Here is a 22,646-nt window from a genome sequence, read left to right as displayed (position 1 = left end):
CCGCTCTTTAGTCGGGTGCTTAGCTCAGCTGGGAGAGCATCGCCCTTACAAGGCGAGGGTCGGGGGTTCGAACCCCTCAGCACCCACCAGACTTTGGAGCGGTAGTTCAGTTGGTTAGAATACCGGCCTGTCACGCCGGGGGTCGCGGGTTCGAGCCCCGTCCGCTCCGCCAAAACAGAAACCTCGGGCCGTACGGTTCGAGGTTTTTTTTTGCGTGTAATTTTTATCGCCTTTAGCGATCGGGTTTAATTCTGTTTAAGGAAAGCGTTTATGCTTTTAGAAATAAGAGAAAAGGTGCATGGGGTTTTTGCATCGATCATATTGATATTTATTTGCGTGCTGTTCGGATTATGGGGCATTCAAAATTATCTCGGCGGCGGTAAAGAAGCGCCGGTCGTCACGGTGGAAGGCAAGGAGTTTTTCCAGCGCGACGTCAATCAGGCCTACCAGCAATATGCCCAAAACTTGGCGGGCATGAAATTCGATGAAGAAACGCTGAAAAAGCAGGCGCTGGAAAAATTGGTGCGCGACGAAGTATTGTTGCAGTACGTTCAGGCTGAAAACCTGATCGTCAGCGACGACACCGCCCGCGATTTCATTCAATCGCTGGAGTATTTCCAAAAAGACGGCAAATTCGATAAAACCCAGTACCAGACTTTGTTGGGTTCTCAGGGCATGTCTTCCGCCGAGTTCGTCAGCCGCATCAAAAAAGCCTTGGTCATGGAGCAGTTCCAGCGGGCGATCGTCGACAGCAGTTTCGCGACGCCGGCCGAAATCGCCGGATTCTTCAAAATCCAAAACCAAACCCGCGATATCGAATACGTCACGGTGCCGTTGGTTCCCGTCTCGCAGCAGCCCGGTGAAGACGAAATTGCCGCTTATTACCAGCAACACCAGGACGATTACCGTACCGACGAACAAGTTTCAGTCGAGTATGTCGAATTGTCGGTCGATAAACTGGCATCCGGCATTGCCGCCGCCGACGATCAGTTGAAAGCCTATTACGAAGATCAGAAAGCGCAGTTCACGACTCAGGAGCGCCGCAAAATCAGCCACATCCTGTTCGCATTCGGCAAAGACAAGGATGCCGACGCCCAGGCGCTGCAAAGAGCCGTAAAAGCCAAGCAGGATTTGCAAGCCAAGGATTTCGCCGCGTTGGCGGCCGAAGTGTCCGACGACAAACTAACGGCGAAAAACGGCGGAGATTTGGGTCTGTTCAACGTCGGGGTCATGGAAAAGGCCTTCGAGGACGCTGCCAGCAAGCTGAAGCTGGGCGAAGTTTCCGAACCGGTCCGGTCGGCCTTCGGTTACCACCTGATCAAAGTTACCGAATTGGTTCCCGGCGAAATCAAGCCCTACGAAGCGGTGAAAGCCGAAGTCGCCAAGGCTTATCAAAAGAGCCAAGCCGAAGCCAAATTCAATACCTTGGCCGAGAAGTTAGCCGAAGTCAGTTATGAAAATCCGGACAGTCTGGCGGCCGCGGCCGATTTGCTGGGTAGCCCGGCACAGAAAACCGGCGAATTTACCCGGGCAAACGGCGCCGGCATCGCCGCTGAAGAAAAAGTGCGTGCGGCCGCGTTCTCGGAAGACGTGTTGAAAGGCGGCAACAGCGAACCGATAGAAGTCGGCGGCGATAAGTTGGTAGTGCTGCGGGTAGCGTCGCATCAACCGGCGGCGATCAAGGAATTGAAAGACGTTAAAAAAGAGGTGATTGCGGCGATTCAGCGCGACAAGGCCAGCCAGCAAGCTATTGCTGTTGCGGATCAAGTCAAACAGGACCTGGCGTCCGGAAAAAACCTGGCCCAAGCGGCCGAGGCCAGAAAATTGGTGTCAAAAAAGGTGGACGGTTTGGCCCGGAATTCCATTCAACTACCGGCACCGGTTGTGCAGGAAATCTTCAAAACCGCCAAGCCGCAAGCCGGCCAACCGAGTATCTCCGTGCTGGATGACGCCGGCGGCGGCAAGTTGGTGTTGGCCATTCACAAAGTCAACGAAGGCGTGATGTCCGAGGCCGACAAAAGCAAGCAAGCTGCGATCTCGAAAAACATCGCCGCGGCTTTCGGCAAGGCGCAACTCGAAGCGGTGTTGAACGCGTTGCAGGCCAAAGCCGAGATCGAAATTCGGCCAGAGAAGCAATAATCTGGCTGGCCGGACTTGGAAAGGGAGCGTCGAGCTCCCTTTTTTATGCCTGCAACCGGCCTAACCCCGGCTGCGTCGGCGGCAAGTTCGGCGAATCGTTGGCTTTGGGCGGTCGAAGCCATTTTGCAAATTGCCGGCCTGCGGTTAAAGTAAACCCGGTTTAAGGACGGTTCCGGGCATCGGCGCAAGTCGCCGGCTCCGGCCGGTAAATAGCCCGTTCTTTCGCATCGAAACTTTCGGACAGACAACTCATGGAAAAACCATTCGCTTCTCGGGATTGGACGCTTTACAGCTTGGTTTGCTTGGCGCTCGTGCTGATCGTGCTGACCATGTACCAAATTGACCGGCAATGGCTGAAGCTCAGCGAGATGCAGGCCGCATTGGCCGAACAAGCTCAGGCGATGCGCGAATTGCGGTCATTGGCCGGCAGCGGCGCGTTGGCGGCGCAGACGCCGAACGCGCAACCCGCTAGCATCGCGCCGGCCTTCCAACGTGCCCATGCCGCCAGCAAAATGCCGGATTACGCCCAAGGCGACTGGAGCGTCGAAGCCTTCGGCACCAACTTAAAAACCATCACCCCGCTGGTCTCGACAGACGCTTACGCCTCCAACGTGCAAAGCTACGTGCAGGAAAGCCTGATCAGCCGCAATCCGGACACGCTGGCCTGGGAAGGGCTGATTGCCAAAAGCTGGGCGGTCAGCGACGACGGCTTGACGATCAGCTTCGAGTTGCGCGACGACGTGACCTTCTCCGACGGCCAGCCGTTGACCGCCGACGACGTGGTGTTCAGCTTCAATTTCATCATGACCGAGGCGATTCAGGCGCCGCGCGAACGTGCCTACTTGCAGAAGATCCAGTCGGTCAAGGCCGAGGGCAAATACCGGGTGGTGTTCACTTATAAAGAACCGTATTTCGAAGCGCTGTCGTTGGCCGGCGGTATGAACATCATGCCCAAGCATTTCTACGAACCTTATTTGAAAGAATCGCAAAAATTCAACGAATCCAAGGGCCTGTTGCTCGGCAGCGGCCCGTATAAATTGGCCGATCCGAAAAGCTGGACGCCGGACCAAGGCAACGTCGAGCTGGTGCGCAACGAACGCTACTGGGGCGACGTGCAGCCGACCTACAACCGTATTTTGTGGAAAATCATTCAGAACGACAGCGCCCGTTTGACCACCTACCGCAACGGCGATATCGACTCCTACTCGGCGCGGGCATCGGAATATAAACAACTGCAAACCGACGCCCAGATTCAGGCCAAGAGCCAGAGCTTCGAATACATGCCGCCGGTGGTCGGCTATAGCTACATTGGCTGGAACCAGATGCGCGCCGGCAAGCCGACCCGTTTCGCCGACAAACGCGTGCGCCAGGCGATGAGCTATCTGACCGATACCGGTCGCATCATCAAGGACGTGTTCCTCGGTTATGCCGAGCCGGCGGTCAGCCCGTTCGGCAATGCCAGCAAGCAGCACGACGGTGCGTTGCAGCCTTACCAGGCTAATCTGGATAAGGCCAAGGCTTTGCTGAAAGATGCAGGCTACGAAGACCGCAACAAGGACGGTGTGCTGGAAGATAAGGCCGGCCAGCCGTTCGAATTCAAACTGACTTACTTTCAGGCCAACGAAGATACCAGTCGCATGGTGTTGCTGCTGAAAGACCTGTACGCCAAGGCCGGCGTCAAGCTGGTGCCGTTTCCGCAAGAATGGCCGGTGATGCTGGAGAACCTGGATAAAAAGGACTTCGACGCCATTACCCTGGGTTGGACCAGCAGCATCGAAACCGACCTATACCAAGCCTTCCACAGCTCGCAGGCAATCAGCAAGGGCGATAATTTCATCGGCTACCAAAACCCTGAATTGGATAAATTGATCGACGCCGCCCGCCGCACCGTCGACGAAGGCAAACGCATGCCGCTGTGGCAACAGGCGGAGCGCATTCTCTATGAAGATCAACCCTATACCTTCCTGATGCGCCGCAAAAGCCTGTTGTTCGTAGACAAGCGCATTCATAACCTGCAAATGACCAAGCTGGGCTTGAATCTGGGTTCGCTGCCGCTGGAAAACTACGTGCCGCTGGCCCAGCAAAAATACACGCAATAAGCCGGAGGACGCCGGATGCTGACTTATCTGCTGCGCCGCCTGCTGTTGATGGTGCCGACTCTGCTCGGCATCACCATCGTCGTATTCACCGTGATGGCCGCCTCGCCGGGCGGCATCAGCGCGCAGACGCTGGTTGGCGGCATGGACATGAAGCCACAGGAAAAGCAGGCTTTGCTGGATTACTACAACAAGCGTTACGGCCTGGATCAGCCGGCGCCGCTGCAATATCTGCGCTGGCTGAATAACGTGTCGCCGGTCGGTTTCGTCACCGATGAACAAGGGCATAAGTCGTTTTCATTCAGCAAGGGCATGGACCTGGGCACCAGCTTTCAATACGGCCGGCCGGTGGCCGACATCCTCGCCGAGCGCATCCCGATCACCTTGTTGCTCAATTTGGTGACCATTCCGTTTACCTACGCGTTGGCGATCTGGATCGGCATGAAATCGGCGACCGAGCGCGGCGGAGCTTTCGACGTCGGCTCCAGTCTGGCGATGCTGGGTCTGTGGTCGATTCCGACTATGCTGGCCGGCGTGTTGCTGCTCGGTTTCTTCGCCAATGTTCAATACTTCCAATGGTTCCCGACCGCCGGTCTCAGCGCTCGCGAGGCGCTGGACATGCCGTTTCTGCCGCATTGGGACGAGGGCGGTTTCGTGCGCGGCTTTCTGCTGGATCGCATCTGGCATCTGGTGTTGCCGGTGATTTGTCTGTCCTACGGCGGTTTCGCGGCGTTGGCGAAATTGACCCGCACCTCGATCCTGGAAAACCTGCACGCCGACTACGCCCGCACCGCCCGCGCCAAGGGCTTGGCCGAAAATGACGTGCTGTGGAAACATGTGTTCCGCAACAGCCTGTTGCCGTTGATTACCGTCTCGGCCGGCTTGCTGCCCAGCCTGCTGGCCGGCTCGTTGATCGTCGAGAACATTTTCAGCATCAACGGCATGGGCCAATTGGCCGTCGAGGCGGTGAAGGGCAGGGACCGCGAGCTGGTATTGTCGATCACCTGGATCAGCGGCTTTCTGACCCTGATCGGCTATCTGATCGCCGATTTTTGTTACACCCTGGCCGATCCGAGGGTGAGCTATGACTAAGCCTGTTGTCAGCCGGCAATCCTTCGCCGCCCGCATCTGGCGTCGTACCCTGGACGGCGTCGGCGTCAAGTTCGGTCTGGCCTGGGTCGGCGTACTGGTGTTATTCGCGGTATTCGCGCCATTCCTCGCCAACTCCATGCCATTGCTGATGAGCAAGAACGGCGAAATCACTTTTCCTGTATTGCGCTATCTGTCGATTGAGGATGCCTGGATACTGGCGGCGTTTTTCATCGCGCTAGCGGTGTCGCGATTGCCGTTACAAGGCGGCGCTAAATTTGCGATTTTTTTGACCGGCACCGCCGTCGCCGCGTTGATTGCCAACCTGACCGTCCAGCCGCCGGCCTTGGTGATTTACGACGACTTTCGCGGCCCCGAGTACACGCAAGTCGATTGGAAAATCATGCCGCCGATTCCCTACGCGCCGGGCGATTATCTGCGCGACCTGGGCAGCAAGGGCCTGGAAGCGCCGTTTGCCAGCGAAGGCCACAGGCATTGGCTGGGCACCGAGGAAAACGGCGCCGACGTGTTGAGCCGGATGATCCACGCCAGCCGTATCGCCCTAAGCATCGGCTTCATCGCCACCGGCATCGCCTTGGCGATCGGTATCGTGGTCGGCGGGCTGATGGGCTATTTCTCCGGCGTGGTCGATATGCTAGGCATGCGCTTGGTGGAAATCTTCGAGGACATTCCGACTTTGTTTTTACTGCTGACCTTCGTCGCCTTTTTCGGCCGCAGCCTGTACATGATGATGGTCATCATCGGCGTTACCGGCTGGTCGGGCTATGCCCGCTACGTGCGTACCGAGTTTCTGAAATTGCGCAAGCAGGATTACGTGCAAGCTGCGATTGCCAGCGGCTTGCCGCTGCCGTCGATATTGTTTCGGCACATGCTGCCCAACGGCGTCGCGCCGCTGCTAGTGGCGGTCAGCTTCGGCGTCGCTGGGGCGATTCTGTCGGAAGCCACCCTGAGCTTTCTCGGCTTGGGTGTGGTCGATGCGCCGTCCTGGGGGGCGATGCTGGACCAGGCGGTCAAGTCATCCACCTTCAACTGGTGGATGGCGGTGTTTCCCGGTGGGGCGATTTTCATGACCGTGTTCGCCTACAACCTGATCGGCGAAGCGTTCCGAGATGCGATTGACCCGAAATTGTCGCGCCGTAACGGAGGCAAGTCGTGAGCCAGCCGTTACTGCAAGTCAAACATCTGCGCACCTATCTGCAAACCGGCGCCGAACCGGTCAAGGCGGTCGAAGACGTCAGCTTCAATATTCCGCAAGGCGAAACCTTTTGCCTGGTCGGCGAATCCGGCAGTGGCAAGTCGATCAGCGCGTTGTCGGTGATACGTTTGCTGCCGGACGGCATTGCCAGCCATCCGAGCGGCGAGATTCTGTTCGACGGCCGCGACTTGTTGGCATTGCCGGACGCCGATATCCGCAAAGTGCGCGGCGCGCAAATCGCGATGATTTTCCAGGAACCGATGACTTCGCTAAACCCGGTGCTGAGCGTCGGCGAGCAGATTATCGAAGCCTTGCAATTGCATTATCCGGACATGAACGCAGACGAGGCCGAGCAACACGCGGTCACGGCCCTGACTCAGGTGCAAATCCCTAATCCCGGTTCGCGCTTTCGCGACTACCCGCACCAACTGTCCGGCGGCCAGCGCCAGCGGGTGATGATCGCAATGGCCTTGGCCTGCCGGCCGAAGCTATTGATCGCCGACGAGCCGACCACCGCGCTGGACGTGACCGTCCAGGCGGAGATTCTAAGACTGATGCGGCAGTTGCAGGACGACACCGGCATGAGCATGCTGTTCATCACCCACGACTTCGGCGTCGTCGCCCAGATGGCACACTGGGTCGGCGTTATGCAGTCCGGCCGCCTGGTCGAAGCCGGCCGCTGTCGCGAGGTGCTGGGCAGTCCAAAGCATCGATACACGCAAAAACTGCTGGCTTCGCTGCCTGAGAATTTGGCCAAGCCGGAGTTTGGATGCAAACCTGTTGCGTCTCCATCACCCCTCTTTGAAAAACAGGGGCAGGGGGGAGATTTATCGAATGAATCCCCCTCGATCCCTCTTTTGCAAAGGGGGAAGCAGGCCGTGGAAGCGGGGCGTGTTGAGACTGAGCGGGCGACGATTATGGAGAGGGCCGGTCTGAAACTGCAAGCAGCATTGGATGCCGAGAATAATTTAGCGCAATCCAACCCCGACCCGGCGCAAGAGGGAGCTGCTCCGGATTTAGATCGAACGGCTACTCCAAAGCCAGGCGAAATATCATCGCCCGTCTACGAACCTTCTGTGCCGTTTCATTTGCCTGAGAATACGGTGAGTGATCGGGGCGCCGCATTTGACGGGGCAAAGCAGTCAACCTCCGGTGAAAGCGCCGCGTTGATCGAAATCCGCAACCTGAAAGTCTGGTTCCCGGTGCGCAAGGGCTTGTTGCGTCGGGTGGTCGATCACGTCAAAGCCGTCGACGACGTCAGCCTGGACATTCCGCGCGGCGAAATCGTCGCCTTGGTCGGCGAATCCGGCTGTGGCAAAACCACGCTGGGCCGTGCCGTGTTGCAATTGGAGCCGCCGACCGCCGGTAGCATCAAGATTGCTGGCCGCGAGCTAGTTGGCCTGTCGGCTAAAGAATTGCGGCCGATGCGCCGGCAAATGCAGATCGCCTTCCAGGACCCGCAATCGTCGTTGAACCCGCGCCTGCTGGTCGAAACCACGTTGACCGAACCGATGCAGGTGCACGGCATCGGCGCCAGCCGCGACGAGCGCATCGCGCTGGCAGAACAACTGCTGGACGACATGCAACTTGGCCGCGAGGCGCTGTGGCGCTACCCTCACGAATTCTCCGGTGGCCAGCGCCAACGCATCGGCTTGGCGCGGGCCTTGGCCTTGAACCCGGAATTCATCGTCTGCGACGAAATCACCAGCGCGCTGGACGTGTCGGTGCAGGCGGAAATCCTGCAACTGCTATTGGACATCCGCCGCCGCCGTAATCTGACCTTGTTGTTCATTACCCATAACATCGGCGTGGTCGAGTATTTGAGCGATCGGACGGTGGTGATGTATCAAGGGAAGGTGGTCGAGCAAGGGGCGACTGCGCAGGTTTGTGGGGCGCCGCAGCATGCTTATACGCAGAGGTTGTTGGGAGCGGTGCCGAGGTTGGTGGTGTAGGGTATTGTTATGGCGATATACAAAATATCAAATTTCGCGTTAAGTTCCAGGAGTCAATGTGCAAGTTTCAGAAGAACTAGTACGACAAAAGTTAATTGAAAGGCTTATTGAGTTAGGTTATCCGAAATCTTCCATTGTCTTAGAGGTAGGTATTAGGGTCGGAGGGAATAAAAGGGCAAGAGTTGATTTAGCTGTTAACAGGCTGGTGAAAAACCCACCGATATTTCCCCTTACCCACGGTTTCCGTGATTTTTTCGTGTTGAAATCGGTCATGACATCGAGTTTCAAGCGTTTTGCCCCTGTTTCAAGGGCTTTTTATTCGCCTGAAGCCGTCTGTGGACGGTTTTCAGGCGTACTTCACCCTAGGTGGGCGCACTCCACGCCGGTTTCGGCGTGAACACCAATAGGTTGAGCAAGCGCGTCAGGTTGTAGGCGGCGAAGCAAAACAAGGCTTGGCCAGCGACTTTGGCTAAGCCGATGTGACGGGTTTTGCGCAGGCCGCCGACCGTTTTGACCCAGCCAAAGGCTTCTTCGACGATTTTGCGGCGCTTGAGGCTTTGGGCGTAACCTTTGCCGCGCGCGGTGCGGCCATCGACGGCACTGCCGGTCTTTTTCCGGGCCACATGGGCTTTGATGTCTTGCGCCTTGAGTCCGTTGACGAAAGCCGGTTGGTCATAGCCTTTGTCGGCACCGACGCTACCGCCTTTGGGCACACGGCGTTTGATCATTGTTTGCGCGGCTTCGATTTCAGCGGTGCCGGTGGCTTGGGTGGTTTCGACATCGACAATCAGGCCGTTACGATTCTCGGATAGGGCATGGGTGATGTAACGCAGTTTGGCCTCGGTGTATTCGCCTTTCTTGTAGAGCCGCGCTTCCGGGTCTGTCGTGCTTTGGTGGGTGGCGTTGCTGCGCTTTTCGCCGCTGAAGTCGACCTCGGGATTGCGGCCAGCGGGTTTGTCCGGGCCGCTGCCGTCTTTCTTAACGAAGCTTTTGTGCGAGGCCCAGGCTTCAATGAGGCTGCCGTCGACACTGAAGTGTTCGTCGGACACCAGGTTTTGCCATTCGGCTATGGCCAGTACCCGCTCAAAAAATTCGCGACTCAGCGCTTCGGACAGCAGCCGTTCGCGGTTGGCGCTGAACACGCTGCGTTCCCAGACAGCATCGTCGATGCCCAGACCGACAAACCAGCGAAACAGCAGGTTGTAGTCCAGCTGTTCCATCAACTGGCGTTCGCTACGAACGGTGTACAGCACTTGCAACAGCAAGGCGCGCAGCAGTTTTTCGGGCGCAATCGACGGGCGGCCAGTGTGCGAGTAACGCTCGGCAAAGACGGCATTCATAGAGGTCAATACGCCATCGACGAGTAGACGTAAACGACGCAACGGATGCTGTTTGGGAATACGTTCTTCCAGGCTAACGTAGCTGAACCAGCTACTTTGAATGGCATCGTGTCCGCGCATGGGGGGCTTCTCCAATTTAGATGCGCTATTTTACTTGTTTGCTGAGGCTATGCGCCTTGATGACTGCAGCTTTGGGAGTTTTTCACCAGCCTGTTAAAGATCCAGATACAAACAAAGTATTAGCAATATTCGAAGTGAAGCGTGATACATCGAATTTTGATATGGCTGTACAACAGGTGTTTTCTTATGCCAAATCAATGCCTGATGATGTTCAAGCATTTATTTATAGCCTCAATGGGGAATTAGAAGAAATATATTCGATAAACCCAAAGAAAAATGACGTCTCACAAGTTTATGATCTACCAGCATACGATTCCTTAAAAAGTGTGAAGTCATCCAAAAATAGAGAAAGTGTGGGAGCCTCTTACTCAAGAGCAAAGAACTCAGCTAAGGCATGGTCAACTATTGTAGCTGGAATGAGTTCTTCAATAGCCGTTGCGATAACCATTGCGATGGCAACTAGTTTGTTTTTCGATGAAAAGAAGGCGCTAAATAATAGTGAATTAACAGAAAGGCTATTTTTACTGGATACGCAAAAAAATCATCTGGAAAACGAGATAAAATCGCTGAAGCTTGAGTTGTCTTCCTTAGACAAAAGCCTTCAGTCTGTTTCCACTGTACCTGATGGGCTTGGATGGAAAATCGAAGCTAGCAAAATCTCAGCAGACCTAACTATTTTATCAAATAAACTAATTGCACTTGAGACCGCACTAACAGGCTGGTGAAAAACTCGAAAAGCCAAGTAGGCTAAGGCATAGATGAGCCGCCAACTGTTAAAATAGGCTACCTAAATTTGGAGCCTTTCAATGCGCGGACACGATGCCATTCAAAGTAGCTGGTTCAGCTACGTTAGCCTGGAAGAACGTATTCCCAAACAGCATCCGTTGCGTCGTTTACGTCTACTCGTCGATGGCGTATTGACCTCTATGAATGCCGTCTTTGCCGAGCGTTACTCGCACACTGGCCGCCCGTCGATTGCGCCCGAAAAACTGCTGCGCGCCTTGCTGTTGCAAGTGCTGTACACCGTTCGTAGCGAACGCCAGTTGATGGAACAGCTGGACTACAACCTGCTGTTTCGCTGGTTTGTCGGTCTGGGCATCGACGATGCTGTCTGGGAACGCAGCGTGTTCAGCGCCAACCGCGAACGGCTGCTGTCCGAAGCGCTGAGTCGCGAATTTTTTGAGCGGGTACTGGCCATAGCCGAATGGCAAAACCTGGTGTCCGACGAACACTTCAGTGTCGACGGCAGCCTCATTGAAGCCTGGGCCTCGCACAAAAGCTTCGTTAAGAAAGACGGCAGCGGCCCGGACAAACCCGCCGGCCGCAATCCCGAGGTCGACTTCAGCGGCGAAAAGCGCAGCAACGCCACCCACCAAAGCACGACAGACCCGGAAGCGCGGCTCTACAAGAAAGGCGAATACACCGAGGCCAAACTGCGTTACATCACCCATGCCTTGTCCGAGAATCGCAACGGCCTGATTGTCGATGTCGAAACCACCCAAGCCACCGGCACCGCCGAAATCGAAGCCGCGCAAACAATGATCAAACGCCGTGTGCCCAAAGGCGGTAGCGTCGGTGCCGACAAAGGCTATGACCAACCGGCTTTCGTCAACGGACTCAAGGCGCAAGACATCAAAGCCCATGTGGCCCGGAAAAAGACCGGCAGTGCCGTCGATGGCCGCACCGCGCGCGGCAAAGGTTACGCCCAAAGCCTCAAGCGCCGCAAAATCGTCGAAGAAGCCTTTGGCTGGGTCAAAACGGTCGGCGGCCTGCGCAAAACCCGTCACATCGGCTTAGCCAAAGTCGCTGGCCAAGCCTTGTTTTGCTTCGCCGCCTACAACCTGACGCGCTTGCTCAACCTATTGGTGTTCACGCCGAAACCGGCGTGGAGTGCGCCCACCTAGGGTGAAGTACGCCTGAAAACCGTCCACAGACGGCTTCAGGCGAATAAAAAGCCCTTGAAACAGGGGCAAAACGCTTGAAACTCGATGTCATGACCGATTTCAACACGAAAAAATCACGGCAACCGTGGGTAAGGGGAAATATCAGTGGGTTTTTCACCAGCCTGCTAACAGGCTGGTGAAAAACTCGAAAAGCCAAGTAGGCTAAGGCATAGATGAGCCGCCAACTGTTAAAATAGGCTACCTAAATTTGGAGCCTTTCAATGCGCGGACACGATGCCATTCAAAGTAGCTGGTTCAGCTACGTTAGCCTGGAAGAACGTATTCCCAAACAGCATCCGTTGCGTCGTTTACGTCTACTCGTCGATGGCGTATTGACCTCTATGAATGCCGTCTTTGCCGAGCGTTACTCGCACACTGGCCGCCCGTCGATTGCGCCCGAAAAACTGCTGCGCGCCTTGCTATTGCAAGTGCTGTACACCGTTCGTAGCGAACGCCAGTTGATGGAACAGCTGGACTACAACCTGCTGTTTCGCTGGTTTGTCGGTTTGGGTATCGACGATGCTGTCTGGGAACGCAGCGTGTTCAGCGCCAACCGCGAGCGCCTGCTGTCCGAAGCACTGAGTCGCGAGTTTTTTGAACGGGTCTTGGCCATTGCCGAATGGCAGAATCTGGTGTCCGACGAGCACTTCAGTGTCGATGGCAGCCTGATCGAAGCCTGGGCCTCGCACAAAAGCTTCGTTAAGAAAGACGGCAGCGGCCCGGACAAACCTGCCGGCCGCAATCCCGAGGTCGACTTCAGCGGCGAAAAGCGCAGCAACGCCACCCACCAAAGTACGACAGACCCGGAAGCGCGGCTTTACAAGAAAGGCGAATACACCGAGGCCAAACTGCGTTACATCACCCATGCCTTGTCCGAGAATCGCAACGGCCTGATTGTCGATGTCGAAACCACTCAAGCCACCGGCACCGCCGAAATCGAAGCCGCGCAAACAATGATCAAACGCCGTGTTCCCAAAGGCGGCAGCGTCGGTGCCGACAAGGGCTATGACCAACCGGCGTTCGTCAACGGACTCAACACCCAAGACATCAAGGCCCATGTGGCCCGCAAAAAGACCGGCAGTGCCGTCGATGGCCGCACCGCTCGCGGCAAAGGCTATGCCCAAAGCCTCAAGCGCCGCAAAATCGTCGAAGAAGCCTTCGGCTGGATCAAGACCGTCGGGGGCCTGCGCAAAACCCGCCACATCGGCTTAGCCAAAGTCGCAGGCCAAGCCTTGTTTTGCTTTGCCGCCTACAACCTGACGCGGTTGCTCAACCTATTGGTGTTCACGCCGAAACCGGCGTGGAGTGCGCCCACCTAGGGTGAAGTACGCCTGAAAACCGTCCACAGACGGCTTCGGGTGAATAAAAAGCCCTTCAAACAGAGGCAAAACGGTTGAAACTCGATGTCATGACCGATTTCAACACGAAAAAATCACGGAAACCGTGGGTAAGGGGAAATATCGGTGGGTTTTTCACCAGCCTGCTAGGAGCAATCGACACTCCAAACGCGAGTTATCAGCTCCGAGTCTAACAAATTTGTTAGACCTGTTTTATCTTGGTGAGTCTGGTTAAATTGATGCCACTCAACTGGGCAGACCAAACTTCGGCAATTATAAATACTAAGCAACTCAAAGAAAATGACTTTATATGTTATCAACGCTCCTGTTTTGACGGAATACGGGTTATGGGAATTTACAGGACCATTAACAGTTTCCGATGTAAAGGAAATTCTTGGGAGGGGGTTTGTTTCAGCGATCGGCCATGATGCCAGCGCCAAAGTGCTCAGCCAGATTTTGAACATCTTAATTCCTGTTAACCGTGTTTCTATCAGAATGCAAGCAGGCGATGAGGCCATTATTTTGCGACTACTGCAACGCTTACCGGAAGGTAAGGTGCTTGACGAAACAGAACTCAACTCACTAGAGTTTGAACTCGGTTTTCTGAAGCGATTGAAATAACAATACTAAAAATGGAACCTACTTATGACGCAACCCCATGAATATCCGAAAAGAATTCTGCTGGCAGTTAGTGGCATGTCACCCCAAATCGTTACCGAAACAGTATACGCGTTGGCGGTGAGCCCAACAGAGCCCTTTGTGCCGACTGAAATTCATTTGATCACCACTCAATCCGGCGCGCGGCAGGCCAAATTGCAACTACAGGCCGAAGGCAGTGGGCAATTTTGGCAATTGTGCCGGGATTACGATTTGTCCGACATCAGTTTTCCGGAGGAAAACATTCACGTCATAGAAGATAGACAAGGCTTGGCGCTGGAGGACATCAAGACCCCGGAACAAAACGAGGCTGCAGCGGACTTTATTACTACTATTGTTAGCCAACTGACCGGCAACAACAATGCAGCGATCCATGTCTCAATTGCTGGCGGTCGTAAAACTATGGGCTATTACTTGGGCTATGCACTCAGCTTATACGGACGGCCACAAGACAGGTTGTCTCATGTCCTGGTGACCGACCGATACGAAAGCCTGAAAGACTTTTTTTACCCAACGCCGGCTAGTAAGGTGATTTACGATAAGGATAATCATGCCCTTGATGCCAAGGATGCGCAAGTGATGATGGCCGAAATTCCCTTCGTGCGCTTACGCGGTGGCATACCAGATCGGTTGTTGGACGGAAAGGCCGGTTTTAGCGAAACCGTTGCTATCGCCCGGCAGATAGAAACCGATCCGATATTGCATATCGATAGCCAGCAACATCTATTTCGGGTGGGCAATATTGAAATTCGTTTGCCGGGTGTGGAGTTTGTATTTTATTTATGGATGCTACAACGCTCGCTCGACAGTAAGCCGGTTCATCGAGATCAATACACTGACAATCTTGAGTATGCCGATGAGTTTACCCAATTATATCGGAAATATTTCAAGACGAGAGAGCGAGTGGAACGCACCTTACAAGCGTTAGAGAAGGGCATGAATACTAACTGGATGTCCGAACGCATCAGCCGGGCGAATAAAGGCTTTAAACAAGCGCTGGGCGAAAATGCGGCTAAGTCGTTCGAAATCAAAAGTGTCGGCAAAAATAACAACAAACAATACCGTATCGATTTAACGGAAGAGCAAATTCAAATAGAAGATTAGCGGATAAGTGCGAGCCGCTTATGACCGGTCCAACGATAGTTTCGATCTAAATTTCACACACAGGACTACCCATGCAAATTTTGGAAGCGCAATACGAAATCATCACGCCAATGTTTATCGGTGGCGCTCATCAAAACGATGATCCGGAAATTAGAGCTCCTTCTATCAAAGGTGCGTTGCGTTTCTGGTGGCGAGCTTCACAATGGGGCGAGTGCCTGAAGCAAAGCCAGGAAGACACGCATCAGGCTCTAAAGTTGCTTCATCAACAAGAATCTATTCTATTTGGCGCTGCGAATAGAGATGATAAATGTGGGCAGGGCTTATTCCAGCTCAAATTAAAAGCTATTGCCACCCAAGGCACTGAAAATGCCTGGCCCAAGAACAACGATGCAGGCGCCGGCTTTTTAGGTTACGGTCTAGATGGTACTCGCAAAAAACCTGAACATCGTACTGCCATTAAGCAAGGACATTTTACTGTTTGTCTCGGAATCAGGTCAAAAGCCAGCGACGAGCAAATCCAGCAACTCAAACACGCTCTGACGATCTGGGGGCTTCTGGGGGGATTAGGGAGTCGAGCCAGAAGAGGATTTGGCTCTATCGCTATCCAAACCTTGAACGACCGAACATTGAACAAACAAACATCGGACGAACAGACATTTAAGTTTAGTAGCAGTGACGGTTATTTTGCTGCCATAAAAACAGTTATCGCTAATATACAGTTAGCCCCTGAGATGCCCATTTACACTGCACTCAATGAAGCTATCGCCATAGCTAAAGCAGGGCAAGCGCAAGATCCTAGACGATTGATGGACAGATTGGGAGGGCAATATCGGGAGGCACGTAAGCAAGCAGGTAAAGGTATGGCCAAATTGCCATTTGGACTTCCTCTCTCTGGTAACAGGGGCGAATCCGACGAAAAAAATCGTCGCGGCAGTCCATTGCTGATGCACATTCATCCCATTGCCAACGAGTATATAGCTTTAGTGACGTTTATTCCCGCACACTTTCACCCCGACTACCCTAAAGGAAAGCAATCCGACTTTTATCGCCCTATTCATCGTTTTATGGACACATTGGAGAAGGTTTATCCATGACAGCACAATACTTCCACTTTACCCTGGGCCCCGTGCAAGGCTTTGTCGCCCAAGCGCGACGCACGCGGGATTTTTGGGCGGGTTCATTTTTGCTGTCCTGGCTCTCAGCTGTCGCCATGCTGGCGGTGAAAAAGCAAGGCGGCGAGATCATTTTCCCAAAAGTCAGCGATGATTACCTTGACTGGCTGGAAAAACCAGGTAGGGGAAAGCCGCCGCAACAAGGCTGCGTACCCAATCGGTTCAAAGGCGGATTGGCAAAAGTCCCCGCAGAATTCAATCCGGACTTGGTCACCGAAAGCATTAAACACGCTTGGCGAGAGTTAGCCAACAAGGTTTGGGAACAGGATTTAACTCATTGTACGTCCATTACGCGCGATATTTGGGATCGGCAGGTGAATAACTTCTGGGAAATCAGTTGGGCATTGTCAGATAACAACAGCGAAAGCAATTTGCTGGATCGGCGCAAAAACTGGCGCACTTACTTGCCGCCTGCGGAAGCTGGCGTCAAATGCATGATGATGGACGGCTGGCAGGAGCTATCGGGTATCGCCACACCCAACGCTAAAGGCTTGGAACAGTTTTGGGGCCAACTGCGGCAAATCGGCAAAAAGGGTATGCAAACCGATTTGCGCGAACACGAATACCTGTGCGCCATCGCCTTCATCAAACGCCGCTTTGCTCGTTATTTTGCCGACCTGCATGCCACGATGCCGGGAGGCTGGATCTTGAATGGCTGGGAAGTCAATGCCGCAGTGCCTTCAGTGGCTTATATGGCTGCTGCTCCTTGGTTGGCCACGGTGCTGCAACAAGCGCCGGAGGATAAATTACAGGCATTTCACGATGCCGCCAAAAAACTTACTGAAAGCTACGGAGAATATGACACCCGTTTGGATTGTATCGACAGTGCTTTAAACCAACGGCAAGACGACAAATTGTTATGGAACACCAAAAGCCTGGACGGCAATGTGTTTTTTGAAGCCGCACTCGACAACAAAAATATTTACGAAGATCAAACCCAGGCCCAAGCCGTCAAGCGTGCATTGAAAGACCTGCGGCGCTCGGTCAGCGAACCCCTGGAGCCGGTTAGTCCGTTCTATGCGGTGTTAATGATGGATGGCGATTCATTGGGTAGCCACATGAGCGACCCCAAAAAACAGGCCCATATCAGCACTGGTCTGGAAACTTTCACCAACGGCGTGCCAGCCATCGTCGATGAGCATAGCGGATTTTTGGTGTATGCCGGCGGCGATGACGTACTGGCTTTACTGCCGTTGGAATTCGCCCTCAACTGTGCCAAGGCCTTGCGCGATCACTACCTGGATTGCTTCAAGAACTTGCCGGAGAAGATAGACACTACCCTGTCCGGTGCCATCGAGTATGCCCATATCCGCATGCCATTGGGTAAAGTATTAAGCGACGCCCACCACCTGTTGGACGACATCGCCAAGGAGCAAACCGGCCGCGATGCCATTGCCGTGAGGGTGTGGAAACCCGGCGGTCAACATCTGCAATGGGCCATGCCCTGGGAAAAGGCCATAGACCAAAATACGGGGGAAGTGATCATTCATTGTCTGGCCGATGACTTTCAAAAAGACCAACAAAACATGCCGTTTTCCAACAGCTTTTTCTTCAATGTGGAAGAGCGGTTCGCCAGCCTGCAAAGTAAAAATCATCATGGAGAATTTCAGATCGACTCAGCTTTTGGCGAGGACACCATGACCCAGTTGATTGCCGCCGAATACCTCAATTCCGGCGTTAATCGTGGCGAGCTAAAGATCACCCTCAACGCTGCCCGCGACCGAATGGCTAATTTACTAAGCCAATGTTTTATCGCCAAACGCATCACGGAACACAAACCGGCTCGTATAGAGAAAACCCAAAAATTAAACCTAAGCGCACTGCAACTGGTACGTTTTTTGGCGCAAAAAGGAGTGGAACTTGGCTAAACACAAACATGGAAGCCAACAACCCAAAGTTGATCTGATGAACAAACAGACCATGGCAACGCCAACAACCGGCGCATCGAATCACATACAAAGCCTTTGCGCCGAGGATGAACTCACCCTACGATTCGAAGCCTGCGACACCTGGTTTTTTCGGGAGTCCCGTCCGCATGACGCAGTCGGCGGCAGTGAATTGGCCAGTCTGTTTCCGCCACCTGTTCGTACTTTGGCCGGCGCCTTGCGCACGTATACTGGCGAACAAATTGACATCGATTGGAAAAGTCTTACCAGCCGATTAGTTGATTTCGATTTTAGTAGCGCACTGGGTGGCGCCGATGATTTAGGCCGATTGCAACTGAATGGCCCGTGGATCGTGTACCAAGGCCAACGCTTGTATGCCGCGCCGCTGTATCTGATGCATAAGGAAACCGACATTCAACGCTTGCAAGTCGGCAAACCCGTACGCTGCGATTTAGGGCGTGTACGGTTACCCGAGCTCCCAGCCGGCTTATCAGGTTACAAAACAGTGGAGCAACGCTGGTTGACTGCAGCGGGGATGGCTAAGTGCCTCAACGGACAGGCGCCTGCTTCAGCAGAAATCATCAACCCGGCGCAATTGTTTAGCCACGAAGCCCGACTCGGTATAGCCCGCGACAACAAACAGCGCAAGGTACAGGATGGCAAGCTCTATCAAACCCGTCATCTACGCATACTGCCCGAAGTGCAAATCGAGCTCGACGCAAAAGGACTGGATGCCGCACTATTCCCCCACTTGAAGGCCACAAAGCTGATACGCCTGGGCGGCGAAGGCCGCATGGCCAGTATCGAGCCCGTCACCACACACGAAGTTCTGCCGTTCGCCAAGCCCAAAACTGTCGAAACTTTGTTGATTCACTTCCTGACGCCAGCGGATTTTGACGGCCAACCATACCCGGCCGGCTTCAGCAAAACCGAACGCAATAGCCAAACCGTGTGGCAAGGTCAACTAAACGGCATCGAACTCAGCATCGAATCGGCGGTGATCGGCAAAGTTCACCGTGAAGGCGGCTGGGACATGAAAAACCACCAACCTCGGCCGGTGAAAAGCTATATCCCGGCTGGTAGCGCCTGGTATTGCCGCCTGTCACAAGCAACCGATTGGCAAATCCTCAGCGATAAACTCCATGGACTCTGTGTCGGTAACGACACCGCTTGGGGGCGCGGACACATCGTACTGGGCCATTGGCAAGACTCATCGAATATATAAGGACAAAGGACATCAACATGACAAGCACAAACGCACTCATTGGCCTCTGGGCGGAAACTTCACTCCATGCAGGTGCCGGCAGTTCGGTGGATGGCATCGACCTACCTATACAACGGGAATCGCATAGTGGCTGGCCCTGTGTCTACGGTTCGGCTGTAAAGGGCGCCTTACGCGCCAAAGCCGAAGACAAACTGGGCAAGGACAAACCCAGCATCAAATGGGTCTTCGGCCCCGATTCCGATAAAGAGAACGCCTCGGAGCATGCCGGGGCCTTGCTGGTGGGCGACGCCCGATTGTTACTGCTGCCGGTACGCTCCCTGAACAGCCACTTCAAATGGGTGACTTGCCCGGCTTTACTGGAGCGCTTGCAAAGAGACGCCACACGTTTAGGCATCGGCCTGGATTTCTCGTTACCGCAACAACCCGGCAAGGAACAAGCGATGCTTCCAGAAACAGCGGGCGAAGATTTATTTCTGGAAGAATATCGCTTCAAAACCCAAAGCAGCGATCTCACGGCACTGGTTCGATGCCTCGGTAACCTCAGTGGTATCGCCGAAGCTACCCTCAAACAGCAACTGGTCATCGTGCATAACGACCAATTCAACTACTTGTCTCGTTATGCCACCGCCGTGGCGGCGCATATCGCCATCGATAACGAGCGCAAAATGGTTAAAAACGGCGCGCTCTGGTACGAAGAAACCCTGCCGCCGGAAACCGTGCTGTATGTCGCCCTCAGTGCCTATCGCGCCCGCGACAAACAAGACGGCATGCCGGCGAATGCCATCCTCAACAGCATCACCCAAGACCTGTTGGGCCCATCTCCTTACCTACAACTGGGCGGCAACGAAACCGTCGGTATGGGCTGGTGTAAAGTCACGGTCACCCAAGGTCGCGAGGCTTAATCATGACGCAAACCATTCAACAGCAACGGGCGGCTTTTGCCCTGGAACGCATCAACAATTTGCCTAAAAAGCTCAAGCCAGATGAACAAAAAGAGTTCATTAGCTACGCCAGTGGCCTACCTGCCATGATACACATGAACGGATTGGGCCAAGCCATGGCATTCTGCAAGGTCAAAGGCAAAGACCGTGAATCCTACCATCAGCTTTATCAGTTGGTTTCCGACTGGCTAAGGGAGCTTGGCCAACCCTATGCCGGTAAAGCCAATGTCCTTGAAGGCATCACCCAAGCCGATATGGCTCATTATCAACTGGCTCAAGCCGAAGCCCTGGTTTTGATGAGCTGGGTCAAGAAATTTGCCAAAGCCTTTTTAGCGGAGGGTGCTCAATGACCGCGCCGCTTTACCATAGTGACCACAGTCCGGTTAAAAAGCTCGATTATCCTCATGCCCATGCCGGATTATGGTTCGATAGATTCTTTAATGGCTTCCGGCAAACCGGTTCCGACTGGATCATACCCAAGCCGGATGATAATCAGGACGCCAAACGCGACTGGATCAAAACCGTCGCTGGCCCCGTAGGCTCATCCGAACAATTACAAACTTATGCCGAGCGAAAGGATTGCCTGGTCAAGCATCTGGGCGGCCGTAGCCAACGTTATACCACCGACTGGCATTTCGTCACCGGTATGGGCAACCCACACCCAGTGGAAAACGGTTTTAGCTGGCACCCAACTTTGGGCGTGCCGTATCTGGCCGGCTCTGCCGTCAAAGGCCTGGTGCGGGCATGGGTGGAAAGCAACGAGGATGGACTGTCAATCGCACAGCAAAAAGCCCGCCTAAAAAGCTGGTTCGGCACCGCAAGCAAGGACGAAGTCGCCGAACAGGCCGGCGGGTTTATGTTCTTCGACGCCATTCCCGATCAACGCCCGCATCTGCTGTGCGACATCATGACCCCGCACATGGGCGACTGGTACAGCGACGGCGGCCAAGGTGACCTGAAAAACCCCAAAGCGATTCCCGCTGACTGGCACGAGCCGTTGCTTGTACCATTCTTGGCGGTCAAAAACGCCCGACTGGTCTTTAGCATAGCTCCCCGGCAACCGGAATTTGCCGAACAATTGGCACAGGTGTTTACTGCCTTGACCAGCGCCCTGGAATGGCTGGGCGCCGGCGCCAAAACCGCTACGGGTTACGGCTACATGAGTCTTGATGAGCGGTTTCTCCAAGAGCAAGCCCAAGACGCCGAACGTATCGCTCAACAACAAAGGCTGTCGGCCATGAGCTCAGAGCAACAACAAATCGACGCCTTGCGTCAGAAGCTTCAGCAAAAGAAAAACAGCAAAGCCAGCGAACTAATCGGTGGGCCACTGTATACCGAATTACGCCAACTGGTTGCCCAAACCACAGATTGGCCGGCAGAAGCCAAATTGGAGTTGCTCACAGTGGCAAAAGCATTGGTCGAATTTATCGGTGCTCAGAAAAATGCCAAGGCCAAAGACCTACTCAAACAGTTGCAGTGAGCCACCAGTCATGAATCATCTCCCCGCCCACCGCTACCAATTCAATTGCCGGGTATTGCAGTCATTGAATCTCAACCTGTATTCCGGCTCCATGCTGCGCGGCGCGTTTGGCCGGGCCTTGCGTAAAAGTGTATGCGTGACGCGGGGCGACGACTGCAAAGCCTGCTTGCTGTACCGGCAATGCAGTTATCCCAAAATCTTCGAAACACCACCGCCGGCCAACGCCGCTTTTCAAGCCTTCAGCGAAATTCCCAACGCCTTCGTCATCGAACCCCCGCCGATGGGACGACGCCAGTTGCAAGCCGGCGACTGCTTCAGCTTCAATATGGTGTTGATCGGCCGGGCGCTGGATGACTTAGCCCTTGTCATTCACGCCTGGCAAAGGGCGCTGAAAGCCGGGCTGGGTGCCCGGCATGCCGAAGCGGAATTGACAGGTGTGATATTCGAGCCCGGCCAGCCTGCGGAACAATTGATTTATCCGGCCGACGCCGACCACCGCCTGGCGCCATCGCCGCCTTTCAGTCCCGACTCCCTGCCGCCCAGTGATAGCATCATGTTGCAGTTGCAAACGCCGCTACGCATCAAACGCCACGGCAAAGTGTTGTCCGGTGCCTTGCGCGGCAAGGATTTTTTACTGGCCCTGGTGCGCCGCTACTACCTGTTGCAAGAGTTTCACGGCCACGACTACCAAGCGCCGGACTTCAAAGCCCTGGCCACCGCCGCCGAAGGTATCGAAGCCAGCCACCAATTGAATTGGTGCCAATGGGAGCGCTATTCGCATCGCCAACAACAAAAAATGACTTTTGGCGGCGTGACCGGGACGCTGTGGCTCCAAGGCGACCTGATGCCATTCCTGCCCTTGCTGCTGCAAGGGCAGTGGCTGCACGTCGGCAGTAAAACCAGTTTCGGCATGGGACATTATGCCATTATGCCAACCTCCTAACCCGAC

General features: G+C 54.4%; 19 protein-coding genes and 2 tRNA genes. 20 read left to right on the top strand and 1 reads right to left on the bottom strand.

Annotated features, from left to right (window positions below; all coding sequences use genetic code 11):
- The first annotated feature begins 13 nt into the window (after window positions 1-13).
- The 8 genes from VXJ35_RS16965 (at window position 14) to VXJ35_RS16930 (ending at window position 8,889) form a co-directional block, all read left to right on the top strand.
- Window positions 14-89, top strand: a tRNA-Val gene (locus VXJ35_RS16965).
- Window positions 90-95: 6 nt separating this feature from the next.
- A tRNA-Asp gene (locus VXJ35_RS16960) sits at window positions 96-172 on the top strand.
- A 98-nt stretch (window positions 173-270) separates the two neighbouring features.
- On the top strand, window positions 271-2,139 hold the full coding sequence (locus tag VXJ35_RS16955; RefSeq protein ID WP_064022472.1) for a SurA N-terminal domain-containing protein: 1,869 nt from the start codon (window positions 271-273) through the stop codon (window positions 2,137-2,139).
- 251 nt (window positions 2,140-2,390) lie between these two features.
- Window positions 2,391-4,238 (top strand): peptide-binding protein, encoded by a 1,848-nt coding sequence (locus VXJ35_RS16950; RefSeq protein WP_064022471.1) that lies wholly within the window; start codon window positions 2,391-2,393, stop codon window positions 4,236-4,238.
- A gap of 15 nt (window positions 4,239-4,253) precedes the next feature.
- Window positions 4,254-5,327 carry an ABC transporter permease gene (locus VXJ35_RS16945; protein WP_064022470.1) on the top strand — a complete coding sequence of 358 codons (1,074 nt, stop codon included), beginning with the start codon at window positions 4,254-4,256 and terminating at the stop codon, window positions 5,325-5,327.
- Complete coding sequence (locus VXJ35_RS16940) at window positions 5,320-6,501, top strand: ABC transporter permease (RefSeq protein WP_064022469.1); 1,182 nt, start codon at window positions 5,320-5,322, stop codon at window positions 6,499-6,501. The genes VXJ35_RS16945 and VXJ35_RS16940 overlap by 8 nt, the downstream gene beginning before the upstream one ends.
- Window positions 6,498-8,492, top strand: coding sequence for an ABC transporter ATP-binding protein (locus tag VXJ35_RS16935; protein ID WP_064022468.1), 1,995 nt, complete (start codon window positions 6,498-6,500; stop codon window positions 8,490-8,492). Before VXJ35_RS16940 ends, VXJ35_RS16935 begins: the two co-directional genes overlap by 4 nt.
- 58 nt (window positions 8,493-8,550) lie before the next feature.
- Window positions 8,551-8,889 carry a type I restriction enzyme HsdR N-terminal domain-containing protein gene (locus VXJ35_RS16930; RefSeq protein WP_082880969.1) on the top strand — a complete coding sequence of 113 codons (339 nt, stop codon included), beginning with the start codon at window positions 8,551-8,553 and terminating at the stop codon, window positions 8,887-8,889.
- Here VXJ35_RS16930 and VXJ35_RS16925 read toward each other — a convergent pair.
- Window positions 8,855-9,952: an IS5 family transposase gene (locus VXJ35_RS16925; RefSeq protein WP_064019980.1), complete on the bottom strand. Its 1,098-nt coding sequence runs from the start codon at window positions 9,950-9,952 to the stop codon at window positions 8,855-8,857. The genes VXJ35_RS16930 and VXJ35_RS16925 overlap by 35 nt on opposite strands.
- 59 nt (window positions 9,953-10,011) lie before the next feature.
- Here VXJ35_RS16925 and VXJ35_RS16920 point away from each other — a divergent pair, with 59 nt between their 5' ends.
- The 12 genes from VXJ35_RS16920 (at window position 10,012) to cas6 (ending at window position 22,640) form a co-directional block, all read left to right on the top strand.
- Window positions 10,012-10,677 carry a hypothetical protein gene (locus tag VXJ35_RS16920; protein WP_064022467.1) on the top strand — a complete coding sequence of 222 codons (666 nt, stop codon included), beginning with the start codon at window positions 10,012-10,014 and terminating at the stop codon, window positions 10,675-10,677.
- 81 nt (window positions 10,678-10,758) lie between these two features.
- Window positions 10,759-11,856, top strand: a complete 1,098-nt coding sequence (locus tag VXJ35_RS16915) for an IS5 family transposase (RefSeq protein WP_064019980.1) — start codon at window positions 10,759-10,761, stop codon at window positions 11,854-11,856.
- Between the two features lie 260 nt (window positions 11,857-12,116).
- Window positions 12,117-13,214 carry an IS5 family transposase gene (locus tag VXJ35_RS16910; protein WP_064022466.1) on the top strand — a complete coding sequence of 366 codons (1,098 nt, stop codon included), beginning with the start codon at window positions 12,117-12,119 and terminating at the stop codon, window positions 13,212-13,214.
- Between the two features lie 318 nt (window positions 13,215-13,532).
- A complete protein-coding gene (locus VXJ35_RS16905) occupies window positions 13,533-13,853 on the top strand; it encodes an STIV orfB116 family protein (protein ID WP_064022465.1) in 321 nt (106 codons plus the stop codon).
- A 24-nt stretch (window positions 13,854-13,877) separates the two neighbouring features.
- Entirely contained in the window at window positions 13,878-14,993 is a 1,116-nt protein-coding gene (gene csm6 / locus VXJ35_RS16900; RefSeq protein WP_064022464.1) for a CRISPR-associated ring nuclease Csm6, read from the top strand.
- 71 nt (window positions 14,994-15,064) lie between these two features.
- On the top strand, window positions 15,065-16,087 hold the full coding sequence (cmr1, locus tag VXJ35_RS16895) for a type III-B CRISPR module RAMP protein Cmr1 (RefSeq protein WP_064022463.1): 1,023 nt from the start codon (window positions 15,065-15,067) through the stop codon (window positions 16,085-16,087).
- A complete protein-coding gene (gene cas10, locus VXJ35_RS16890; protein WP_064022462.1) occupies window positions 16,084-18,033 on the top strand; it encodes a type III-B CRISPR-associated protein Cas10/Cmr2 in 1,950 nt (649 codons plus the stop codon). Before cmr1 ends, cas10 begins: the two co-directional genes overlap by 4 nt.
- Window positions 18,026-19,276 (top strand): type III-B CRISPR module-associated Cmr3 family protein, encoded by a 1,251-nt coding sequence (locus VXJ35_RS16885; protein ID WP_082880968.1) that lies wholly within the window; start codon window positions 18,026-18,028, stop codon window positions 19,274-19,276. The genes cas10 and VXJ35_RS16885 overlap by 8 nt, the downstream gene beginning before the upstream one ends.
- A 17-nt stretch (window positions 19,277-19,293) precedes the next feature.
- On the top strand, window positions 19,294-20,178 hold the full coding sequence (gene cmr4 / locus VXJ35_RS16880; protein WP_064022460.1) for a type III-B CRISPR module RAMP protein Cmr4: 885 nt from the start codon (window positions 19,294-19,296) through the stop codon (window positions 20,176-20,178).
- A 2-nt stretch (window positions 20,179-20,180) separates the two neighbouring features.
- On the top strand, window positions 20,181-20,567 hold the full coding sequence (gene cmr5, locus VXJ35_RS16875) for a type III-B CRISPR module-associated protein Cmr5 (protein ID WP_064022459.1): 387 nt from the start codon (window positions 20,181-20,183) through the stop codon (window positions 20,565-20,567).
- On the top strand, window positions 20,564-21,697 hold the full coding sequence (gene cmr6, locus VXJ35_RS16870) for a type III-B CRISPR module RAMP protein Cmr6 (RefSeq protein ID WP_064022458.1): 1,134 nt from the start codon (window positions 20,564-20,566) through the stop codon (window positions 21,695-21,697). Before cmr5 ends, cmr6 begins: the two co-directional genes overlap by 4 nt.
- 10 nt (window positions 21,698-21,707) lie before the next feature.
- Window positions 21,708-22,640: a CRISPR system precrRNA processing endoribonuclease RAMP protein Cas6 gene (gene cas6 / locus VXJ35_RS16865; RefSeq protein ID WP_064022457.1), complete on the top strand. Its 933-nt coding sequence runs from the start codon at window positions 21,708-21,710 to the stop codon at window positions 22,638-22,640.
- The last annotated feature ends 6 nt before the right edge of the window (window positions 22,641-22,646 follow it).

It is taken from the genome of Methylomonas sp. DH-1, from assembly GCF_046097555.1.
Classification (GTDB): domain Bacteria; phylum Pseudomonadota; class Gammaproteobacteria; order Methylococcales; family Methylomonadaceae; genus Methylomonas; species Methylomonas koyamae.
This window is presented reverse-complemented; position numbering and strand designations above follow the sequence as displayed.